16 protein-coding genes and 1 tRNA gene are annotated in these 21526 nt (G+C 20.4%); 8 read left to right on the plus strand and 9 right to left on the minus strand.

Annotation, left to right across the window (positions count from 1 at the left end):
- Window positions 1–5 precede the first annotated feature (5 nt).
- Both hisG and rnhA read right to left on the minus strand, forming a co-directional pair.
- Window positions 6–905 (minus strand): ATP phosphoribosyltransferase, encoded by a 900-nt coding sequence (gene hisG, locus GJU00_RS00610; RefSeq protein WP_168893389.1) that lies wholly within the window; start codon window positions 903–905, stop codon window positions 6–8.
- A 130-nt stretch (window positions 906–1035) separates the two neighbouring features.
- A complete protein-coding gene (gene rnhA / locus GJU00_RS00615; RefSeq protein WP_168893390.1) occupies window positions 1036–1500 on the minus strand; it encodes a ribonuclease HI in 465 nt (154 codons plus the stop codon).
- Between the two features lie 38 nt (window positions 1501–1538).
- On the opposite strand from rnhA, the gene dnaQ reads away from it, so the two are divergent.
- On the plus strand, window positions 1539–2273 hold the full coding sequence (dnaQ, locus tag GJU00_RS00620; protein WP_168893391.1) for a DNA polymerase III subunit epsilon: 735 nt from the start codon (window positions 1539–1541) through the stop codon (window positions 2271–2273).
- Between the two features lie 57 nt (window positions 2274–2330).
- Window positions 2331–2404: transfer RNA gene (locus GJU00_RS00625), tRNA-Asp, on the plus strand.
- Window positions 2405–2442: 38 nt separating this feature from the next.
- Here the strand turns inward: GJU00_RS00625 and GJU00_RS00630 are convergent.
- From GJU00_RS00630 to tkt, 4 genes are all read right to left on the minus strand, one after another.
- The gene (locus tag GJU00_RS00630; protein WP_168893392.1) at window positions 2443–3276 is read right to left on the minus strand and encodes a mechanosensitive ion channel domain-containing protein; all 834 of its coding nucleotides are present in this window, start codon (window positions 3274–3276) and stop codon (window positions 2443–2445) included.
- A 62-nt stretch (window positions 3277–3338) separates the two neighbouring features.
- Window positions 3339–4418: a class II fructose-bisphosphate aldolase gene (gene fbaA / locus GJU00_RS00635; RefSeq protein WP_168893393.1), complete on the minus strand. Its 1080-nt coding sequence runs from the start codon at window positions 4416–4418 to the stop codon at window positions 3339–3341.
- A 74-nt stretch (window positions 4419–4492) separates the two neighbouring features.
- Entirely contained in the window at window positions 4493–5647 is a 1155-nt protein-coding gene (locus GJU00_RS00640) for a phosphoglycerate kinase (protein WP_168893394.1), read from the minus strand.
- A gap of 34 nt (window positions 5648–5681) precedes the next feature.
- Complete coding sequence (tkt, locus tag GJU00_RS00645) at window positions 5682–7694, minus strand: transketolase (protein WP_168893395.1); 2013 nt, start codon at window positions 7692–7694, stop codon at window positions 5682–5684.
- Between the two features lie 215 nt (window positions 7695–7909).
- Between tkt and metK the strand changes: the two genes are divergently transcribed.
- On the plus strand, window positions 7910–9067 hold the full coding sequence (metK, locus tag GJU00_RS00650) for a methionine adenosyltransferase (protein ID WP_168893396.1): 1158 nt from the start codon (window positions 7910–7912) through the stop codon (window positions 9065–9067).
- Window positions 9068–9086: 19 nt separating this feature from the next.
- On the opposite strand, the gene gyrA is transcribed toward metK, so the two are convergent.
- From gyrA to GJU00_RS00665, 3 genes are all read right to left on the minus strand, one after another.
- Window positions 9087–11621, minus strand: a complete 2535-nt coding sequence (gyrA, locus tag GJU00_RS00655) for a DNA gyrase subunit A (protein WP_168893397.1) — start codon at window positions 11619–11621, stop codon at window positions 9087–9089.
- Window positions 11622–11849: 228 nt separating this feature from the next.
- Window positions 11850–14234: a DNA mismatch repair protein MutS gene (gene mutS, locus GJU00_RS00660; RefSeq protein WP_168893398.1), complete on the minus strand. Its 2385-nt coding sequence runs from the start codon at window positions 14232–14234 to the stop codon at window positions 11850–11852.
- A gap of 109 nt (window positions 14235–14343) precedes the next feature.
- The gene (locus GJU00_RS00665) at window positions 14344–15078 is read right to left on the minus strand and encodes a Bax inhibitor-1/YccA family protein (RefSeq protein WP_168893399.1); all 735 of its coding nucleotides are present in this window, start codon (window positions 15076–15078) and stop codon (window positions 14344–14346) included.
- A 125-nt stretch (window positions 15079–15203) separates the two neighbouring features.
- Between GJU00_RS00665 and rsmH the strand changes: the two genes are divergently transcribed.
- From rsmH to murD, 5 genes are all read left to right on the plus strand, one after another.
- Window positions 15204–16136 carry a 16S rRNA (cytosine(1402)-N(4))-methyltransferase RsmH gene (gene rsmH, locus GJU00_RS00670; RefSeq protein WP_168893400.1) on the plus strand — a complete coding sequence of 311 codons (933 nt, stop codon included), beginning with the start codon at window positions 15204–15206 and terminating at the stop codon, window positions 16134–16136.
- Window positions 16137–16198: 62 nt separating this feature from the next.
- Complete coding sequence (gene murE, locus GJU00_RS00675; RefSeq protein ID WP_168893401.1) at window positions 16199–17701, plus strand: UDP-N-acetylmuramoyl-L-alanyl-D-glutamate--2,6-diaminopimelate ligase; 1503 nt, start codon at window positions 16199–16201, stop codon at window positions 17699–17701.
- Window positions 17698–19071 (plus strand): UDP-N-acetylmuramoyl-tripeptide--D-alanyl-D-alanine ligase, encoded by a 1374-nt coding sequence (locus GJU00_RS00680; RefSeq protein WP_168893402.1) that lies wholly within the window; start codon window positions 17698–17700, stop codon window positions 19069–19071. The genes murE and GJU00_RS00680 overlap by 4 nt, the downstream gene beginning before the upstream one ends.
- On the plus strand, window positions 19062–20147 hold the full coding sequence (gene mraY / locus GJU00_RS00685; protein WP_168893403.1) for a phospho-N-acetylmuramoyl-pentapeptide-transferase: 1086 nt from the start codon (window positions 19062–19064) through the stop codon (window positions 20145–20147). The genes GJU00_RS00680 and mraY overlap by 10 nt, the downstream gene beginning before the upstream one ends.
- Window positions 20148–20158: 11 nt before the next feature.
- On the plus strand, window positions 20159–21475 hold the full coding sequence (gene murD, locus GJU00_RS00690; protein ID WP_168893404.1) for a UDP-N-acetylmuramoyl-L-alanine--D-glutamate ligase: 1317 nt from the start codon (window positions 20159–20161) through the stop codon (window positions 21473–21475).
- Window positions 21476–21526: the final 51 nt, after the last annotated feature.

Raw genomic sequence — 21526 nt, forward strand, 5'->3', positions numbered from 1 at the left:
TTTATTTACTCCATTATCTTTTCAATAGGTAAAACTAAAATAGAACTGACTCCTAATAATTTTAATTTTTCCATTTTTTCTAAAAATAGTGTTTCACTACATACCATATGGATGGCTACTTTTTTAGTTTCTCCTATTAATGGAAAAATAGTAATATTTTTTATATATGACAATAAAGACATAACATGTTTTAATTTTTTATTAGGAACGTGTAACATTATATATTTAGATTCTCTAGCTTTAATAACTCCTTTAATTCTTGTTAATAATTTATTTATTAATTGTTGCTTAAAATTTGTTATTTTATCATAACGTTGAATTAAACATGCCTGCGAAGTATATATAATTTCAACTTCCTTAATTCCATGCGCTTCTAAAGTTGCTCCTGTTGACACTAAATCACAAATAGCATCTGATAAACCTAATCTAGGTGCTAATTCTACTGAACCATTTAACATACAATATTTAAATTTAATATGATGTTGATCAAGATATTTTTTTAATAAATTAGGATAAGAAGTTGCAATACAAGTATTTTGTAAAGATTGTAAACCTGAATAATGTTTATTAATAGGTATTGCTATAGATAATCTACATACACCAAAATTTAATTTTCGTAATGTTAAATAATTTGCATTATTACCTCTTGATAATCTATTTAAAACTTCTTCTTCTAAAACATTTTTACCAATTATTCCTAAATCAACTACACCTTCCATAATTAATCCAGGTATATCATCATCACGTACTTTTAAGATATCAATCGGCATATTTTCTGCAAAAGCTATTAACTTTTGTTGTTGTAAATTAATTTTAAGACCACAACTTTTTAAGAGTTTACTAGATTCATTACTTAAACGACCAGATTTTTGCATAGCTATGCGTAAACGATTGTTATCTAGCATACTTTTATCCTTTTTTTTATTTTTTACAATTAAATTTAATTTTAAAAATTAATTAATTTCTTTAAACTTAAATAAGTTATAAAAAAATAACAACTATTTTTATTAAAAATTTTATTAAAATGGAAAATACCTATTTTTTTATGTATCCAAAATCTTTATTTATAGGATTATTAGCTGAAATACGAGCTAATTTATCACATTTATTATTCATTTTATTATATGAATGACCTTTAATCCATTTCCAATAAATATTATGATTAGATAATGATAAATCTAATCTTTTCCATAAATCAATATTTTTAACTTTTTTTTTATTATTACGGAACCAATTACATTTTTTCCAATTATATAACCATATTGTAATTCCTTTTTTTAAATAATTACTATCAGTAAATAGATAAATATTACAATTTTCTTTTAAAGATTCTAAAGCAATAATAGAAGCCATTAATTCCATTCTATTATTAGTAGTTAAAAAAAAACTTTTAGTCAAAATTTTTTCATATTTATGATATTGTAATATAGCAGCACATCCTCCAGGACCAGGATTATGTATACAAGAACCATCAGTAAAAATATTTATATTTTTATACATATTATTTTAATAAAATTTATATTATTTATATAACAAATATGAAAAAAATTAATATACGTCAAGTAGTTTTAGATACAGAAACAACTGGGATGAATTTATCATATCCCTATTATATAGGACATCGCATTATAGAAATAGGAGTAATAGAAATTATTAATCGTAATATTACTAAAAACTATTTTCATACATATATAAATCCACAAAAAATTATAAGTAAAGAAGCATTTAATATCCATGGTATTTCTAATAAATTTTTATATAAAAAACCTATTTTTTCTGATATTCTTGATAATTTTCTTAATTTTATAAAAGATTCAGAACTTATTATACATAATGCTCAATTTGATATTAATTTTTTAAATTATGAATTATCATTATTAAATAAAAAATTACCCAAAATTGAAGATATTTGTATTATCACAGATACACTTAAAATGGCTAGAAATATATTTCCTGGGAAAAGAAATTCATTAAATTCTTTATGTTCAAGATTTAATATTAACATAAATAAACGTAATTTACATGGAGCTTTATTAGATGCAAAATTATTAGCTAAAGTTTTTTTATTTATGACTACAAAACAAAATTCATTTAAATTAGATTTTTTAAAAGAAAAAAATAATGTTTTTGATAACCAGTTAAAATTTTTATGTAAAAAATCAAAAAAAAAAAAATTATTAATTTTAAATGCTTCAAATGAAGAATTAAAATTACATAAATTAAAATTAAAATTAATTAAAAATATATGTGGTTTTAATTTATGGAAATCATAAAAAATATAAAAAAGTATTGACGATTAACAATATGGTAGATACTATAATAATAATTATGGTGCGATAGTTCAGTTGGTTAGAATACCGGCCTGTCACGCCGGGGGTCACGGGTTCAAATCCCGTTCGCACCGTGTTATTTATTTTAAAATAAAAAATTAAAATAATAATATTAATCATTATTAATCCATAATACACATGATTTTTGATATAGTTCTAAATTATTTTTTAAAATATCAATTAGATCTGAACAAATTTCTTTTTTATTTATAAAATCATTAATCCAAAAAAAAACGGTAAAATTTATTGAATTATTAGTAATTTCATCAACAATAACATTAACAATTGAATTTTTTATTATTTTATCATTTAATGAAACAGTATCTAATAAAATTTTTTTAATCATATTTATATCTTTTTGTATTAAATTTCTTGCAATACCTAAAGTAATTTTATTTCGATACTCATTAGATTTAGAAAAATTTATTATATTTTCAGTAAGTATTTTCCCGTTAGGAACAGATATAATACTTCCATCAAATGTTTTAAAAAGAGTACAAAAAATTTCAACATTAGTAATCTTACCAGTAACATTACCAATATTAATATAATCTCCTACTTTAAAAATCCGAAAAGTAATAATAAGTAATCCTGATGCTAAATTTGCTAAAGCACTTTGCCAAGCTAAACCTATCACTAATCCTATAGTACCAAATGCAGCAAAAATTGACGATGTCTTCAATCCTATACTACTTAATGCACTAACAATAACAAATACAGTTAAACTATATTTAAAAATATTTGTAAGAAATCCAGTTGTAATAGGATCTATATTTCTTATAGTAAAAACATTTCTTATCGTTTTAGTAAAAATTTTAACTCCCCATAATCCAAAAAATAGAATCATACCAGCTAAAATAAAATGTTCAAATTGATATAAAATAAAAATTTTATTTTGAAATATCGAAGATATTATAAAATCTAATACACTAGTAAATTTATTCATATTATATAATCCATTTTATGAAATAATTCGTATTTTTTTTTATAGTTAAAATAAGTTATTTTTTATAAAATATTAATTGCATTTAATTCTTTAAATGTTTTTTCTAATCTTTTTTGCATAGAAATTTGTGAAGCTCTAATCCATGATCTAGGATCATAATATTTTTTATTTGGTTTATTAAAACCTTGTGGATTTCCGAGTTGTTTTTGTAAATATTTTTTATATTTTTTATAAAATTCTAATATACCTTTCCATGTAGCCCATTGTGTATCCGTATCAATATTCATTTTAACAACACCATAATTTATAGAATCTTTTATTTCTAATAATGAAGATCCTGAACCACCATGAAATACAAAATTTATAGAATTATTAGGAATATTATGTTTTTTACTAATAAATTTTTGTGAATTTTTTAAAATTTTAGGTAATAATTTTACATTACCTTTTTGATATACGCCGTGTACGTTTCCAAAAGAAGCTGCGATAATAAATTGAGAACTAATTAATTTTAATTTTTCATAAGCATAATTAACATCATAGGGATCCGTATATAATGATTTTTTATTTAAATTGCTATTATCAACACCATCTTCTTCTCCACCTGTACATCCTAATTCTATTTCTAATGTCATTTTCATTTTTGACATTCTTTTTAAATAACGACTACATATTTTAATATTATCTTGAATAGATTCTCTAGATAAATCTATCATATGAGATGAAAATAAAGATTTTTTATGTATTAAATAATATTTTTCATTTTCATCTAATAAATTATCAATCCAAGATAATTTATCTTTTGGACAATGATCAGTATGTAAAATAACTGGAATACCATAATATTTAGCAATATTATGAACATGTTTAGCCCCAGATATAGCTCCAATTATTGAAGCTAATTGTGGATTTTTTTTTTCTATTCCTTTTCCTGCAATAAAAGAAGATCCTGAATTAGAAAATTGAATAATTACTGCAGATTTTAATTTTGCTGCAGTTTCTAAAACTATATTAATAGAATCAGTACCTATACAATTAATAGCTGGTAAAGCAAATTTATTTTCTTTTGCTATTCTAAATATTGTTTGTACATCATGACCAACAACAACACCAGGTTTTATAAAATTTAAAATTTTAGACATAATATATACTTTACGTACCTTATTAAAATTTTTTATTGTTAATAATTTTATTATTTTAATTTTTGAATAAAATATTATGAAATATTTTCTAATATAGATATAACAGGTAATTTATTTCCCTCAATATATTTTAAAAAAGATCCTCCACCTGTAGAAATATAAGAAATTTTATTAAACGCGTTAAATAATTCTATTGCAGCTAAAGTATCTCCTCCTCCTATAATAGAAAAAGCATTACTATTTGTAATTGCTTTAATTATTATTTCAGTTCCTTTTCTAAATTGTTTAAACTCAAAAACTCCAATAGGTCCATTCCATAATATGGTTTTAGCTTTTTTTAATTCATTTTTAATTATATTTATAGTTTTATTACCTATATCAAGAATTCTTTCATTTTTTAAAATATTATTAATATCTTTATTCTTTATTAAAGAATTATTATTAATAGATGTACTAACTATACAATCAGTAGGTATAATTATGTTTTTATGTTTTTTAATTATTTCTTGAGCTAATAAAATTGCATTAGGTTCATATAATGAATTTCCAATATCATTATTTAATGATAATAATGTATTTGCTATACCTCCACCTACAATAACTTTATCTGATAATTGAGTTAATTTTTTTAAAATATTAAATTTAGTTGATATTTTAGATCCTCCTATAATAGAGATTATAGGTTTTACAGGATTTTTTAAAAATTTATTTAAATTTTTTATTTCATTTATTAGTAATAATCCTGCGCAAGATTTTTTAGCAAAATTAATAATACCATATGTAGATGAATGAATACGATGTGAAGTTGCAAATGCATCCATTACAAATATATCACATAAAGATGCATATTGTTTAGATAATTTTTCACTATTATCTTTTTCACCAATATTAAAACGTACGTTTTCTAAAAGAATAATTTCATCTTTTTTAAAATTACATCCATCTAAATAATTTTTTTGTAAAGAAACTTTATGATTTAAAATTTTTTCTAAATATATAGCAATTTTTTTTAAAGAAAATAATTTATTATATTTTCCTTCAATAGGTCTTCCTAAATGAGAAGCTATAATTATTTTAGATTTTTTTTTTAAAGCATATTTTATAGTAGGTAATGATAATTTAATTCTAATAGCAGAAGTAATATTACCATTTAGATCTAAAGGTACATTTAAGTCAGATCTAATTAATAAAATTTTATTTTTAATATCTAAATCTAGAATACTTAACATAAGTAATTAATCCTATTATATATAGTTAAAATAATTAATTATATGATTTTAAAAGTTTTTTTATTTTTAAAATAATATTTTCAACAGTAAATCCAAATTTTGTAAATAATTTATTTGCAGAAGCCGAATAACCAAAAGTATTAATACCAATTACACTACCATTTAATCCTACATATTTATACCAAAAATCTTTTGACCCAGCTTCAATAGCTACTTTACATTTAATATTTTTAGGTAATATATAATTTTTATATTCTTTTTTTTGTTTATCAAAAGTATCAGTAGATGGCATTGATATTACTCTAATTTTATATTTTAACAAAGATAGTTTTCTATATACTTCAACAGCTAAAGATACTTCCGAACCTGTAGCTATTAATATAATTTGAGGATTTTTATCAAAACAATCTTTTAAAATATATGCTCCATATGATATAAAGGGTATTATTTTTTTATTTCTTTTTTGTGTAGGTAAACTTTGTCTAGATAAAATTAATATAGTTGGTTTATGTATATTTTCAATACTAATTTTCCATGATATAGCTGTTTCTATTTGATCACATGGCCGCCAAATACTAATATTAGGAATTAATCTTAAACTAGATAGTTGTTCTATTGGTTGATGTGTTGGTCCATCCTCTCCTAAACCTATAGAATCATGAGTAAAAATCATTATATGTCTTATTTTCATTAAAGCAGCCATTCGGATAGCACTACGACAATAATCTGAAAAAACTAAAAAAGTAGCTGTATAAGGTATAAACCCATTATACAAAGAAATACCATTTGCTATTGCTAGCATACCAAATTCTCTTACTCCATAATAAATGTAATTTCCATTAATAAATTTATTAATTGGTTTAGAATTTTTTAAAATAGTTAAATTACTACTAGACAAATCTGCTGAACCTCCTAATAATTCTGGTAATAATTTTGAATATTTTTGTAAAATATACTGAGACGATTGTCTTGTAGAAAAATTAGTATTAATACTATTATTTAATTTGTAAATAAAATTATTAATTTTTTTATCCCAATCTGAAGGAAGTAGATTATTTATTCTTCTTTTAAATTCTTTAGCTAAAATAGGAAATTCATTACAATAATTTTTAAACATATTTTTCCATTTTAATTCTTTTATATTACCTATCTTTTTAGCATCCCATTTTTTATAAATAGACAAAGGAATTTCAAAAGGTTTATAAATCCAATTTAAATTTTTTCTTGTTAAGAAAACTTCTTTTTCTCCTAAAGGAGAACCATGTGAAATATTTTTTCCAGATTTATTAGGTGATCCAAAAGCAATAGTTGTATTACAAATTAATAATGAAGGTTTATCATCTTTTAAAGATTTAACTTGATTAATAGCTTTTTCTATACTTTTAAAATTATGTCCATCTATATTAGATATAACGTTCCATCCATAAGATTTAAATCTTTTTTTTGTATCATCATTAAACCATCCTTTAATATCTCCATCTATAGAAATACCATTATTATCATAAAAAACAATTAATTTTTTTAATTTTAATGTTCCTGCTAAAGAACATACTTCATGAGAAACTCCCTCCATTAAACAACCATCACCTAAAAAAACATAAATATAGTGATCAATAATATTATAATTTAACTTATTAAATTGTGCTGCTAATGTTTTTTCAGATATTGCCATACCAACAGCATTAGCTAATCCTTGTCCTAATGGACCAGTACTAGTTTCAATATTAGGAGTACATCTAAATTCAGGATGTCCTGGTGTTTTAGAATATAATTTTCGAAAATTTTTTAAATCAGAAATTGTTAAATTATATCCAGTTAAATGTAATAAACTATAAATTAACATTACACAATGTCCATTAGATAATATAAATCTATCACGATTAATCCAGGTAGGATTATTAGGATTATGATTTAAATAATTACGCCAAAGTACTTCAGCTATATCTGCCATACCCATCGGTGCACCGGGATGTCCTGATTTAGAATTTTCTATAGCATCTATACTTAAAAATCGAATAGCATTAGCAAGATCTCTTCTAGAAGGCATAATATAAATTACTCCTAAATTTTTAATAAAATATTTTTAAAAATATTCTTTATATAAAGAAATATATACGTAAAATGTTTTAAAATCTATTTTTTATAATTTTAAAAATTTTAGACATATAATTTATTTAAAATAATAACTTTATTTACATTTTATTTTATTTAAATATATACTAATGTAATTAGAATTTTTTATAATTATAAAAGGTAATATTAATGACGGAATATTTATTCACTTCAGAATCTGTATCAGAAGGACATCCTGATAAAGTAGCAGATCAAATTTCCGATGCTATATTAGATGATATAATAAAACAAGATATTAATTCTCGTGTAGCATGCGAAACATATATTAAAAATAATATGGTATTAATTGGAGGAGAAATAACAACAAAAGCTACTCTAAATATAGAAAAAGTAACTAGAAAAACAATAAAAGAAATAGGATATACTAATCCAAATTTAGGATTTAATTATAATACATGTACTATACTAAATATTATTAGTAAACAATCAGAAGATATTAACAAAGGAATAACATCTAACTTAGATATATATAATCAGGGAGCAGGAGATCAGGGTCTTGTATTTGGATATGCAACAAATGAAACAGATGTTTTTATGCCAGCACCTATTATATATGCACATAAATTAGTATATCAACAAGCATTAATTAGAAAAAAAAAAATTTTATCATGGTTAGAACCAGATGCTAAAAGTCAAATTACTTTTAAATATAAAAATAATAAAATTATTAATATAGATTCTGTAGTTTTGTCAACACAAATTTCAAAAGAAATTTCATTTAAAAAATTAAAAGAAGCTATTATGGAAGAAATTATTAAACCAGTTTTACCTAAAATATGGATAAATAAAAAAACAAAATTTTTTATTAATCCTTCAGGTCGTTTTATTATAGGAGGACCTATAGGTGATTGTGGTTTAACAGGAAGAAAAATTATTGTAGATACTTATGGTGGTATGGCAAGACATGGCGGGGGAGCGTTTTCTGGCAAAGATCCATCTAAAGTAGATAGATCCGCTGCTTATGCTGCTCGTTATATAGCAAAAAATATAGTAGCATCATCTTTAGCTTCACGTTGTGAAATACAAATTGCATATATTATTGGAATTTCTAATCCAATTTCAATAATGATAAATACATTTGGTACAGGAAAAGTATCTGATAAAAAAATAATTTCATTTATTCGTGAAATTTTTGATTTAAGACCTTTTAATTTAATTAAAATGTTAGATTTATTAAAACCAATATATAAAAAAACTGCATCTTATGGTCATTTTGGTAGAAATATTTTTTCATGGGAAAAAATAGATAAAATATATAAATTTAAAGATTTTTTTAAAATTAAATAAAAAATTTTATAATTATAAATTAAATTTTTTGAATACTAACAACTTTTTCGTTAAGTTTTGTTTTTATTATGATAACACCTTTAGTATTACGCCCAACAACACAAATTTCAGATATATTAATACGTATTAATGTACCCATATTCGTAATTATAATAACTTGATCATTATCATTTACTTTTAAAGTATCTACTAATTTTCCATTTCTATTATTAATTTTCATAGATATAATTCCTTTTGTTGATCTAGATTTTGTAGGAAAAGCTTTATTATTAGTACATTTGCCATATCCATTTTCTGTTATAGTAAAAATATTTTTTTGAAATTTACTTTTTGTAGTTATTAATGAAACTATATAATCTTTTCTTGTTTTTGAAAAATTAATACCTTTTACACCTACTGTATTTCTTCCTATTGATTTAATTTGAGATTCATCAAATTTCACTACTTTACCTAATGAAGAAAATAACATAATTTTATCATTTTCCTTCGTAATAGCTACTGCTATTAAAGTATCATTTTTTCTTAATTTTATCGCAATAATTCCATTTGCTCTAGGTTTATTAAATTTATTTAAATTTGTTTTTTTTACTTTTCCTTGTGCAGTAACCATAATCAAATTAGAATTATTTTTATAATTATTTATTATAAGAAACGTATTAATAATTTCATTATTTTTTAAAGGAATTAAATTTATAATAGGTCTTCCTTTTGCGTATCTATTAGCTTCAGGTATATTATATACTTTTAACCAATATAAATATCCTTTATTAGAAAAACATAAAATATTATCATGAGTATATGCTATTAATATTTTAGATATAAAATCATTATCTTTTAATTTTACAGCTATTTTTCCTTTACCTCCTCTATGTTGTAAATTATATTCAGTAATTTTTTGATATTTTATATATCCTTGCTTAGAAAGAGTAATGACAACTTTTTCATGATTAATTAAATCTTCTTTTTGAATAGTCGACTGATTATTTAAAATAATTTCTGTTTTTCTTTTATCTCCAAATTCTTTTTTTATTAATATTAATTCATTATATATTACTTTCATTAAATATTCATAATTTTCAATAATTTTAGTTAAATTTGATATTTTATATATTAAATTTTCATATTCTATACATAATTTTTTATGTTCTAAATTTGTTAATTTATTTAATTTTAATTCTAAAATAGCTGTAATTTGTTTATAACTAAAATGATAATTATCATTAAATTTTATTAAATTAGAATTAGTTAAATAGATATTTAATGTTTTTTTTTCTTGTAAATTAAATATTTGAAATATATTTGGTATTTTCCAAGATTGTAAATAAATTTGATTTTTCAAATTTTCTGATATTTTAGATGAACGTATAATTTTTATAATTTTTTTTATATTCAGTAATGCTACTATTAATCCTTCTAAGATATGTGCTTTATTCTGTGCTTTACTTATTTCGTAATTTGTTCTTCTTATTACTATTTCACGTCTATGAGATATAAACGCTTTAATAATTTTTTTTAAAGACATTAATGTAGGTTTACCTTTATATAAAGAAACCATTTTTATACTAAAAGTAGTTTGTAAAGGAGTTAATTTATATAAATTATTTAAAATTACATTAATGGATATATTTTTTTTTATCCTAATTAAAATTCTTATACCATCTTTATCAGATTCATCTCTTAAGGTTTTAATACCTTGAATTTTTTTTTCTTTTATTAAATTTGCTATTTTTTCTATTAATTTAGATTTATTTACTTGATAAGGAAGTTCATAAATTATAATTGTTTTGTATTTTTTTGTTTTATCTTTAATAGTTTTAATACGTCCTCTAAGAAATATTTTTCCTTTTCCTGTAATATATGCATTTTCAATTTCATTAATACCGTAAATAATACCTGCAGTAGGAAAATCAGGACCAGGAATATAATTCATTAATTCTTTAATTGTAATAGTATTATTTTTAATATATGCTAAACAAGCATTAATTACTTCCATAATATTATGAGGGGGAATGTTTGTTGTCATTCCAACCGCTATACCAGAAGATCCATTAATTAATAAATTAGGTATTTTTGTAGGCATTATTTCAGGAATTTTTTCTGTACCATCATAATTAGGTAAAAAATTTACTGTATTTTTTTCCAAATCATTAATAATTTCTTGTGAAATTTTAGACATTTTTATTTCAGTATAACGCATAGCTGCAGCTGAATCTCCATCAATGGAACCAAAATTACCTTGGCCATATATTAATGGATATCTTAATGAAAAAGATTGTGCTAATCTAACAATTGTATCATAAACTGCATTATCTCCATGAGGATGATATTTCCCAATAACATCTCCAACTATTCTTGCCGATTTCTTGTAAGATTTATTCCATGTATTTCCCAATATGTACATAGCGTATAATATACGTCTATGGACTGGTTTTAATCCATCTCTTACATCTGGTAAAGCTCTACCTACTATAACTGACATTGCATAATCTATATAAGAATTTTTTAATTCTTCTTCAATATTAATTAATTTTATTTCTTTGGCAAAAGAATTCATGTAAATAAATATCCTTTTAACTTAATTTTATAAGTTATATATTTGTTATTTATATTTCTAAATTTATAATTTAAATAATTAAATTGATATTTTAAAAAAAATAAATGATAATTTATAATATTAATTTTTATAATTTTATACTCATACAATAAAATTAATTATATTAATATATATAAATTTATACATTTTTATATATTATTATTATTTAAAAAAGTTTAAATTAAATTTTTAATTTTCTAAATGCTTAATTTTTTTTTTAGCTTTGTTAATAACTTCTTTAGGAATTCCTGCTAAAGATGCTACAAATAAGCCATAATTTTTATTAATTGATCCATTTTTAATTTTATGTAAAAAAACAATAGAATTATTAATTTCTATTGCATCAAAATATATATTTTTTATACACTTATTCTTGTCTTTTAATTTTGTTAATTCAATATAATTAGTTGCAAATAAAGTAAGTGATTTATTTTTTTTTGCAATATATTCTGTACAAGACCAAGCTATAGCTAAACCATCATGGGTAGATGTACCTCTTCCTACTTCATCCATTAATACTAAACTTTGTGATGTAGCATTTCTTAAAATATTTGCAGTTTCTATCATTTCAACCATAAAAGTAGATAATCCAGAAGATATATTATCTGTAGATCCTATTCTTGTAAAAATTCTATCTATTGGTCCTATAATAGCTTTGTCCGCTGGAACATAACTACCTATATAAGTCATTAATATAATTAATGCTACCTGTCTCATATAAGTACTTTTACCTCCCATATTAGGACCTGTTATTAACAATACATGTTTTTCTTTTGTTAATAACACATTATTAGCAATAAAAGGTGATTTTACAATATTTTCAACAATAGGATGTCTTGAATTAGTTAAAGATATTCCTATTTTTTTATTCAAAATAGGACAAGTATAATTTAAAGTTACAGATCTTTCAGCTAAATTACACAATACATCTAATTCTGATAAATATAATGATAATTTTTGTAAATTTTTTAAAAAGGGATTAATATAATTAAATAATTTATTATATAAATTTTTTTCTAAATTTAGAAGATCTTCTTTAGAAGAAAAGATATTTTTTTGATATTTCTGTAATTCTGGAGTCGTATATCTATTAAAATTTTTTAAAGTTTGAACTTGAATATATTTATTAGGAAGATGATGTTTATAACTTTTATTAATTTGGATATAATATCCATGAATTGTATTAAATCCTATCTTTAATTTTTCTATTTTTAATAAATTACGTTCTTTATTTTCTAAATAAGATAAATATTTATTTGAATCTTTCGATAATTTTCTTAAATCATCTAATAATAAATTATATCCAGTTGCTATAACATTTCCTTCTTTTAAAGATAAAGCAGGTTTTTCTTTTATAGATTTTTTTAATAAATTTTTTAATAAAGAGAACAATCCTAATTTTAAAATTTTAAATTTTATTTCACAATTATTTATATTTTGTAAAATATTATGAATGTTAGGTAAATAATTTAATGTTTGTCTTAAAGAGACTAAATCATTAGGTTTAGCAGTTCTTAAAGATAATCTAGCAATAATTCTCTCTATATCACCAATTTTTAATAGTATTTTTTTAAAATTAAAATAATATTTTTGTAAAATAGAAATATTTTTTTGCCTATTTGAAATAACTTTAATATCACGTATTGGATTATTTAACCATCGTTTTAATAAACGACTACCCATACTAGTAATTGTATAATCTAATATTTTAACTAAAGTATTATTTTTATCACCAGAAATACTATTAATAATTTCTAAATTTTTACGAGTGTTTTCATCCATAATAATTTCTTTATTATGTCTATCTAAAGAAAGATTATTAATATGAGGTAAATATACTTTTTGTGTATCTTTAACATATTGTATTAAACATCCTGCTGCTCTAATAGCTAAAAATTCTTTTTCAATACCAAAACTTTTTAAATTTTTTGTTTTAAATTGCATATTCAATTGTTGAATAGCTGTATCTATATCAAATTCCCATAATGGTCTACGTCTAATACAACATCTTTTTTTTATTAAATTTATATCTTTAAAATTTTCAGAATATAATAATTCTTTAGGATTTGTTCTTTGTAATTCTCCTGCAATTATATTAATATCTTTATTTTCCATAATTCTAAAATCACCAGAACTAATATTTAATGTAGCATAACCAAATCCTAATTTTACATCTTGATATATTGATCCTAATAAATTATCAATATTATTATTTAATAAAATATCGTCACTAACTGTTCCAGGTGTAATAATACGAACTATTTTCCTCTCTAAAATTTTTTTTTTAGATAAAATTTCCTTACTTTGTATTTGTTCACAAATAGCGATAGATTCTCCTAACTTAATTAATTTTGATAAATAATTATCTATACTATTAACTGGTATACCTGCCATAGGGACAGGTTTTCCATTTAATTTACCTCTCTTAGTTAATACAATATTTAATAATTTTGAAGCTTTTTTTGCATCTTCAAAAAACATTTCATAAAAATCTCCTAATCTATAAAATAATAAAATATTAGGATATTGTTTTTTTAATTTAAAATATTGATCCATCATGGGTGTTATAGACATAATTTTATTACTTTTAATATTAGTTAGTAAAAAACTTGTATATTTTATTTAAATAAAATATTTATATAAAAAAATAATAAATAATATTTATTATTTTAATAAGAAAATACTACTCATCATCATTATTATTATTATTATTATCAATTAAACGCAATATAACAAAAAATAAATTAATAAAATCTAAATACAACATAAGTGCTCCTAAAATAGCATATCTTCTTAAATTATCTTGATCATTTACATTCAAACTAATTTTTTTTGCAATATTTTTTAATTTTTGCGTATCATATGAAACAAGTAATGTAAAAAAAATAACACTAATATAATTTATTATAGAAGATATGAAATTATTTTGTACCCATAAATTTATACATGAAGCTATAATTATACCAAATATCCCCATTAAAATAATATTACCTAAATAACTTAAATCTTTTTTAGTAAAATATCCCCAAATACACATAGCCAAAAAAGTAAATGATGTAGTTATAAATGCCGTAAAAATCGTATTTTGGTTATATGAAGAAAATATTCCAGCTGTAGTTAATCCAGTTAATGATGAATAAAACATAAATAATGTAGTTAATGTTTTTCCAGATAATCTATTTAAAAAATTTGAAATAACAAATACTAATATAAATTGTAAAAAACATAAACTTAATAAAAAAATTTTGTTATTTAATATATAATTTATAACTTGTGTAGTATTAGATACATACCAAGAAATAAATGCTGTTAATAATAAACCACAGGACATCCAGCTATATACTTTTCTAAAATAAATCTGTATATAATTTTTTTCTTGTTTTAAAGTTGTACTTTTTAAATTTGGATATTCTATCATAATTATACCTTTTAAAATTAAACCAAATTTTTTAAGAAATATTTTATTATAAATTTTAATTATTTATATATTATATAATATAATATATAAATTACATAGTAATTAATTTACTTATATAAAATATAATGAGTCATATACCAGTTTTATTAAAAGAATCTGTTAATAGTTTAAATATTAAAGATAATGGCATATATATAGATGCTACTTATGGTTGTGGTGGACATACAAAATTAATTTTATCTAAATTAGGAAATTATGGGAGAATCTATGCAATAGATTGTGATATGAAAACAATATTAAAATATAAAATTATAGATGATAGAATTATTTATATAAATGATAATTTTTCAAATTTAAAAATTATTTTAAATAATAAAATAGGTAAAATAGATGGAATATTATTTGATTTAGGAATTTCTTCTTTTCAATTAAATAATTCGAAAAGAGGATTTTCTTATATGTTTAATGGACCATTAGATATGCGTATTAATCAAGAAAAAGGAATAACAGCTTATAATTTATTAAAAAATATAAATGAAAAAAAATTGTCTGAAATATTGAAAATATATGGTGAAGAAAAATATCATAAAAAAATAGCATATAATATAAAAAAAAATATATTAAATAATAAATTGCATGATACAAAAGATTTATCATATACAATATGTTCTTCTGTTACTAAAAGTAATAAATTTAAACACCCAGCAAAAAGATCTTTTCAAGCTATAAGAATTTTTTTAAATCAAGAAATAGAAGAATTAAAAAAAGTTTTAAATTTATCATTAGAATTACTAAAGAAAAATGGAATCATATCAATAATTAGTTTTCATTCTATAGAAGATAGAATTATTAAATGTTTTATGAAAAAATATAGTTCTTCAAATCAACAAAATATTTATAAAAAATTACCTTTAACTGAAAAAGAAATAAATAATTTTTATTATAAAAATAATAAAATAAAATTAAAAATTATTAATAGAATTTTTCCTAGTGAAAAAGAAATATATCAAAATCCAAGATCTAGAAGTGCAATACTACGTGTTGCAAAAAAAATATAAAAAAATAATTTTATTTATTATTTAATTTTAACAAAATATCTTAAATTAAGGATTGAAAAAAATTGAATTTTTCTCTATTTAGTTTACAAAAATTATTAAATAATTATATAAAAAGCAATTTAATAAAAAATATTTTAATAAATAAAATAGTTTTAGATAGTAGAAAAGTAACAGGGGAAAATTGTCTTTTTATTGCAATAAAAGGATATAAAAAAAATGGTAAAAATTTTATAAAACATGCTATATCAAGAGGAGCTATTGCTGTCTTAACTTATACAGATAATAAAATATCATCTTGTAATATTCTTTTTAAAAAAGATATACCCATTATATATTTACCTAATTTACATAAACATATTTCACATTTTGCTGGAATATTATATGATCATCCAAGTAAAAAAGTACCTGTTATAGGAATTACAGGAACTAATGGTAAAACAAGTATAACCAATTTTTTACTGCAATGGATTAAATTATTAGGAGGTAATCCAGCTATTTTAAGTACTTTAGGTAATGGTTTTCATGAAAAATTAATTAAAACTAATAATACTACAGACTCAGCAATAGAAATACAGTCTACACTAAAAAAATTTATAAATAAAAAAGCAAATATTATAATAATGGAAGTTTCTTCACATGGATTATCTCAATATAGAGTATCTGATATATTTTTTTCTATTGGTATTTTTACTAATTTAACTAGAGATCATTTAGATTATCATCTAAATATGAAAAATTATGAATTATCTAAATGGAAATTTTTTTCTAATCATAAAATAAAACAAAAAATTATTAATATTGATGATAATACAGGATTAAAATGGTTTAAAAAATTACCTAATGTAATTCCAATAACTACTAAAAAAAAATTTTTATATCAATCTAATGTATTTATTTATATAAAAAAAATAACTTATTTATCGAATAAAACAATAGTTATATTTAATTCAAGTTGGGGTAATGGAAAAATAAAAATAAATCTTATAGGAAAATTTAACGTTATAAATATTATCTTAAGTATGGCAGCATTATTAAAATTAAATTATCCTTTAAAAAAATTATTAAAAACAATTTCTAAAATTAAACCTGTTAAAGGACGTATAGAAAAAATTTTTTTTAAAAAAAAATATTCTAATATAATAATTGATTATGCTCATACTCCTGATGCATTAAAAAATATATTATTAACTATAAGACTAAATACTCGTGGTAAAATATGGTGTATTTTTGGTTGTGGAGGTGAAAGAGATATAGGAAAAAGAAAAATAATGGGATATATAGCTACTAAATATGCTGATAATATAATTTTAACAACTGATAATCCTAGAACAGAAAATATAAATAATATTATTAAAGATATAAAAAAAGGATGTATTACATCACATAATGTATTTATTATTTTAAATAGAATTAAAGCTATTGCTTATGCAATATTTAATTTTTCTAAAAAAGACACTATTTTAGTAGCAGGTAAAGGACATGAAGATTATCAAATTATTAATAATAAAATTTTAAATTATTCAGATTTTAATGCTATTCAAAATATATTAAAAAGTACTAAATGAATAACTTAATTAATTTAAAAAAAATATCAAAAATAGTTAATGGAATATTAATTGGAAATAATATTGAAATAATAAATTTTTCAATAAATAGTAAAAAAATTAAAAAGAAATGTATATTTATTGCTATTTATGGAAAAAATTTTGATGGACATGATTTTATTAAAGAAGCAATTAATAATGGAGCATTAGCTATATTAGTAAATAAATTTTGTAATTTTAATATTCCTCAAATAATAGTATTTGATACTATTTTAGGATTAGGAAAATTAGGTTTATGGAAAAGAGAACAATTTAAACATAATATTATAGGAATAACAGGGTCATCAGGTAAAACTTCAGTTAAAGAAATGACAGTATCTATATTAAGAAAAAGATATAATATTATTTATACTAAAAAAAATATGAATAATCATATAGGTATTCCTTTAACATTATTAAATTTAACAAATCATCATAAATGTGCAGTAATTGAAATAGGAGGAAATCAAATTAATGATATATCTTATAATACTAGTTTAGTAAAACCAAATATTGCAATAATTAATAATATATCACCATCACATTTAGAAGGTTTTAAATTATTACAAAATATTATTAAATGTAAAAGTGATATTTTTAATTATTTAACGAGTGAAGGAACTGCTATTCTTAATTATGATGATAAGAATCAAAAACAAATATTTAAAAAACTAATTAATAATAAAAAAATTTTAACTTTTTCTCTATATAATAAAAAAGCTGATTTTTTTACAAAAAATATAATTATTTTATCAAATAAAATTGAATTTGTTCTAATATCTCCTATAGGAGAAATATTAATTCAATTATTTTTAATAGGAGGGGGAATACATAATGTTAGTAATGCATTAGCATCTGCTATATTAGCTTTTACCATTGGATCTTCTTTAGAAGATATAGCTATTGGTTTAAAATACTTTAAAGCAATTGAAGGAAGAATGTCTCCAATTATTATTGATAATAATAAGTTAATTATAAATGATGCTTATAATGCAAATCCTAATTCTGTATATATAGCTATAAATATCTTGAAAAATTTTCATGGTACTAAAATTTTAGTTATTGGAGATATATTAGAATTAGGTATTTATACATTATTTTTTTATAAAAAAATAAAAAATTTAATTTTAAAAACTAATATAAATTATATCTTAAGTATTGGAAAATATAGTAACTATATTACTGAAAATAATATAAATGCAAAACATTTTTCAAATAAAAATTTATTAATAAACGAATTATTTTTAATAATAAAAAAATTAAAAAATTATACAATTTTATTTAAAGGATCACGTAATAATAAAATGGAAATATTAATTAATATTTTATTGGAGAAATTAAAATGTTATTAATATTATTCAAATATTTAGAATTTTTTTCAAAAAATTTAAATTTTTTTTTAATAACTTTTAAAATTCGTTTAATATTCACATTATTAACATCTTTTATTATCACTTTTTTTTTAAATCCATTGTTTATTAATTATCTAAATAAAAAAAAAATTTCCCAAATTATTAGAAAAGAAGGACCTATAACACATTATTCTAAAAATAATACTCCAACTATGGGAGGGTTAATTTTATTATTATCGATTTTTATTTCTGTTTTTTTTTGGTCTAATTTATTTAATAAATATATTTTTTATTCATTATTTCTAATGATATTATATGCAATAATTGGATTTATAGATGATTATTATAAAATTATATTAAATAATTCTAAAGGATTATCTCCATACAAAAAACTTTTTTTCCAATCTATTCCTACTATTTTTATAGTAATATTAATTTATATAAATAATCCAGAAAAATTATATATACAATTTATTATTTCTATTATTAATTTACATATTAAATATAATTTAAATCTAATTTTATATTTAATAATTTCTTATTTTATTATTATAGGAATAAGTAATTCCGTAAATTTAACTGATGGATTAGATGGTTTAGTTATTATGCCTATAATTTTTATTTCTTTAGCATTATCTATATTATGTTATTTTTCAGGAGATATATTTTTTTCTAAATACTTTTATTTTATTTATATAAAAAATGCAAAAGAATTAATAATAATATGTTTAGCTATTGTTGGTTCCGGATTAGGGTTTTTATGGTATAATACTTATCCAGCTAAAATTTTTATGGGAGATATAGGATCATTATCTTTAGGTTGTATTATATCTATAATAGCAATATTAATAAGACAAGAATTTTTATTTCTTATAATGTGTAGTGTATTTATATTAGAAGCAATTTCTGTAATAATTCAAGTTTTAAAATTTAAATATAATAAAAAACGTTTTTTTTTAATGGCGCCTTTACATCATCATTATGAATTAAAAGGAATTCCTGAACCTCGTATTATTATTAGATTTTGGATTATTTCATTAATAATAGTGTTGTTTTCTTTAATTATAATAGTATAAAAATATTTAAAATGAACAAAAAAATACTTATTATAGGATTAGGATTAACAGGTATATCATGTTTAAATTTTCTTTTAAAAAAAAATATTATACCATCCGTTATGGATATATGTAATTCTCCGAAATTTATAAAAAGAATACCATCTTATGTTCCATGCCATTTAGGTTTTTTAAAAAAAGATTGGATATTGAATTCACAACTAATAATTATAAGTCCTGGTATATCAATATTTAATAATCTTTTATTAGAAGCAAAAAAAAAAGGTATTGAAATAATAGGAGATATAGAATTATTTGCACGTTATAATACAACACCTGTAATAGCAATTACAGGTACTAATGGTAAAAGTACTGTTACCAATATGATTGGAAAAATTATGAAAAAGAATAATTTTAATGTTGGTATTGGAGGTAATATAGGATATCCAGTATTAGATTTATTATCCTTTATAAAAGATTTTTATATTTTAGAAATCTCTAGTTTTCAATTAGAAACTATAAAAAAATTGAATATATATATTGCTGTTATTTTAAATATTTCTGAAGATCATATGGACCGATATCCTTTAGGAATACAACAATATCGCAATTTCAAATTAGGTATTTATAAATATGCTTCTGTTTGCATATACAATGCTGATAATTCATTATGTTATCCTAAATGTTTTGAAAAAAAAAAAAAATATATAACTTTTGGTGAGTCTTCTGGAAAATATACATTATATTATGATAAAAAAGACATATATTTACAAATTAATCATCAAAAAATTTTAAATTTTAATAAAACTAAATTAATTGGTATTCATAATTACTTAAATGCTTTAGCAGTATTAGCTGTAACAGATGTATTAAAAATTTCTAAAAAAATTTCTCTAAAACAAATAAGTAATTATTTAAATATGGATCATATATTACAAATTATACATATAGAAAATGGAGTTACTTGGATTAATGATTCAAAATCTACAAATATTAGTAGTACTAAAGCTGCTTTAAAATATTTATATAAAAAAAAAAAAATTTGGTTATTATTAGGAGGATATGATAAAAATTGTAAATTATATTTATTAAAAAAATATTTACAAAAAAAAGATAATATTAATGTTTATTGTTTTGGAATATTAAGAAAAAAAATATTATCTATTTATCCTAAAGTAAAAATAGTAAAAACAATATCTCAAGCAATAGAAAAAATAATTAAATTAGTAAAATATGGAGATGTTGTATTATTATCACCAGCTTGTTCTAGTATTGATCAATTTAAAAATTTTAAACATCGTGGAAAGGAATTTATAAGATTAGTTAAAAAATTTCATAATTCGAAATAATATATTTTTATAAAAAAATATTATATAATTTCAAATATTTTAATTTATATT

This window comes from Enterobacteriaceae endosymbiont of Donacia simplex, from assembly GCF_012568645.1.
In the GTDB taxonomy this organism is placed as follows: domain Bacteria; phylum Pseudomonadota; class Gammaproteobacteria; order Enterobacterales; family Enterobacteriaceae.

Excerpts from the sequence above, each read along its gene's own strand:
- gyrA (WP_168893397.1), bottom strand. The coding sequence starts at position 11,621 with ATGAATTCTTTTGCCAAAGAAATAAAATTAATTAATATTGAAGAAGAA.
- rsmH (WP_168893400.1), top strand. The coding sequence starts at position 15,204 with ATGAGTCATATACCAGTTTTATTAAAAGAATCTGTTAATAGTTTAAAT.
- tkt (WP_168893395.1), bottom strand. The coding sequence starts at position 7,694 with ATGCCTTCTAGAAGAGATCTTGCTAATGCTATTCGATTTTTAAGTATA.
- metK (WP_168893396.1), top strand. The coding sequence starts at position 7,910 with ATGACGGAATATTTATTCACTTCAGAATCTGTATCAGAAGGACATCCT.
- dnaQ (WP_168893391.1), top strand. The coding sequence starts at position 1,539 with ATGAAAAAAATTAATATACGTCAAGTAGTTTTAGATACAGAAACAACT.
- GJU00_RS00665 (WP_168893399.1), bottom strand. The coding sequence starts at position 15,078 with ATGATAGAATATCCAAATTTAAAAAGTACAACTTTAAAACAAGAAAAA.
- GJU00_RS00630 (WP_168893392.1), bottom strand. The coding sequence starts at position 3,276 with ATGAATAAATTTACTAGTGTATTAGATTTTATAATATCTTCGATATTT.
- hisG (WP_168893389.1), bottom strand. The coding sequence starts at position 905 with ATGCTAGATAACAATCGTTTACGCATAGCTATGCAAAAATCTGGTCGT.
- GJU00_RS00680 (WP_168893402.1), top strand. The coding sequence starts at position 17,698 with ATGAATAACTTAATTAATTTAAAAAAAATATCAAAAATAGTTAATGGA.
- rnhA (WP_168893390.1), bottom strand. The coding sequence starts at position 1,500 with ATGTATAAAAATATAAATATTTTTACTGATGGTTCTTGTATACATAAT.
- mraY (WP_168893403.1), top strand. The coding sequence starts at position 19,062 with ATGTTATTAATATTATTCAAATATTTAGAATTTTTTTCAAAAAATTTA.
- murD (WP_168893404.1), top strand. The coding sequence starts at position 20,159 with ATGAACAAAAAAATACTTATTATAGGATTAGGATTAACAGGTATATCA.
- fbaA (WP_168893393.1), bottom strand. The coding sequence starts at position 4,418 with ATGTCTAAAATTTTAAATTTTATAAAACCTGGTGTTGTTGTTGGTCAT.
- mutS (WP_168893398.1), bottom strand. The coding sequence starts at position 14,234 with ATGTCTATAACACCCATGATGGATCAATATTTTAAATTAAAAAAACAA.
- GJU00_RS00640 (WP_168893394.1), bottom strand. The coding sequence starts at position 5,647 with ATGTTAAGTATTCTAGATTTAGATATTAAAAATAAAATTTTATTAATT.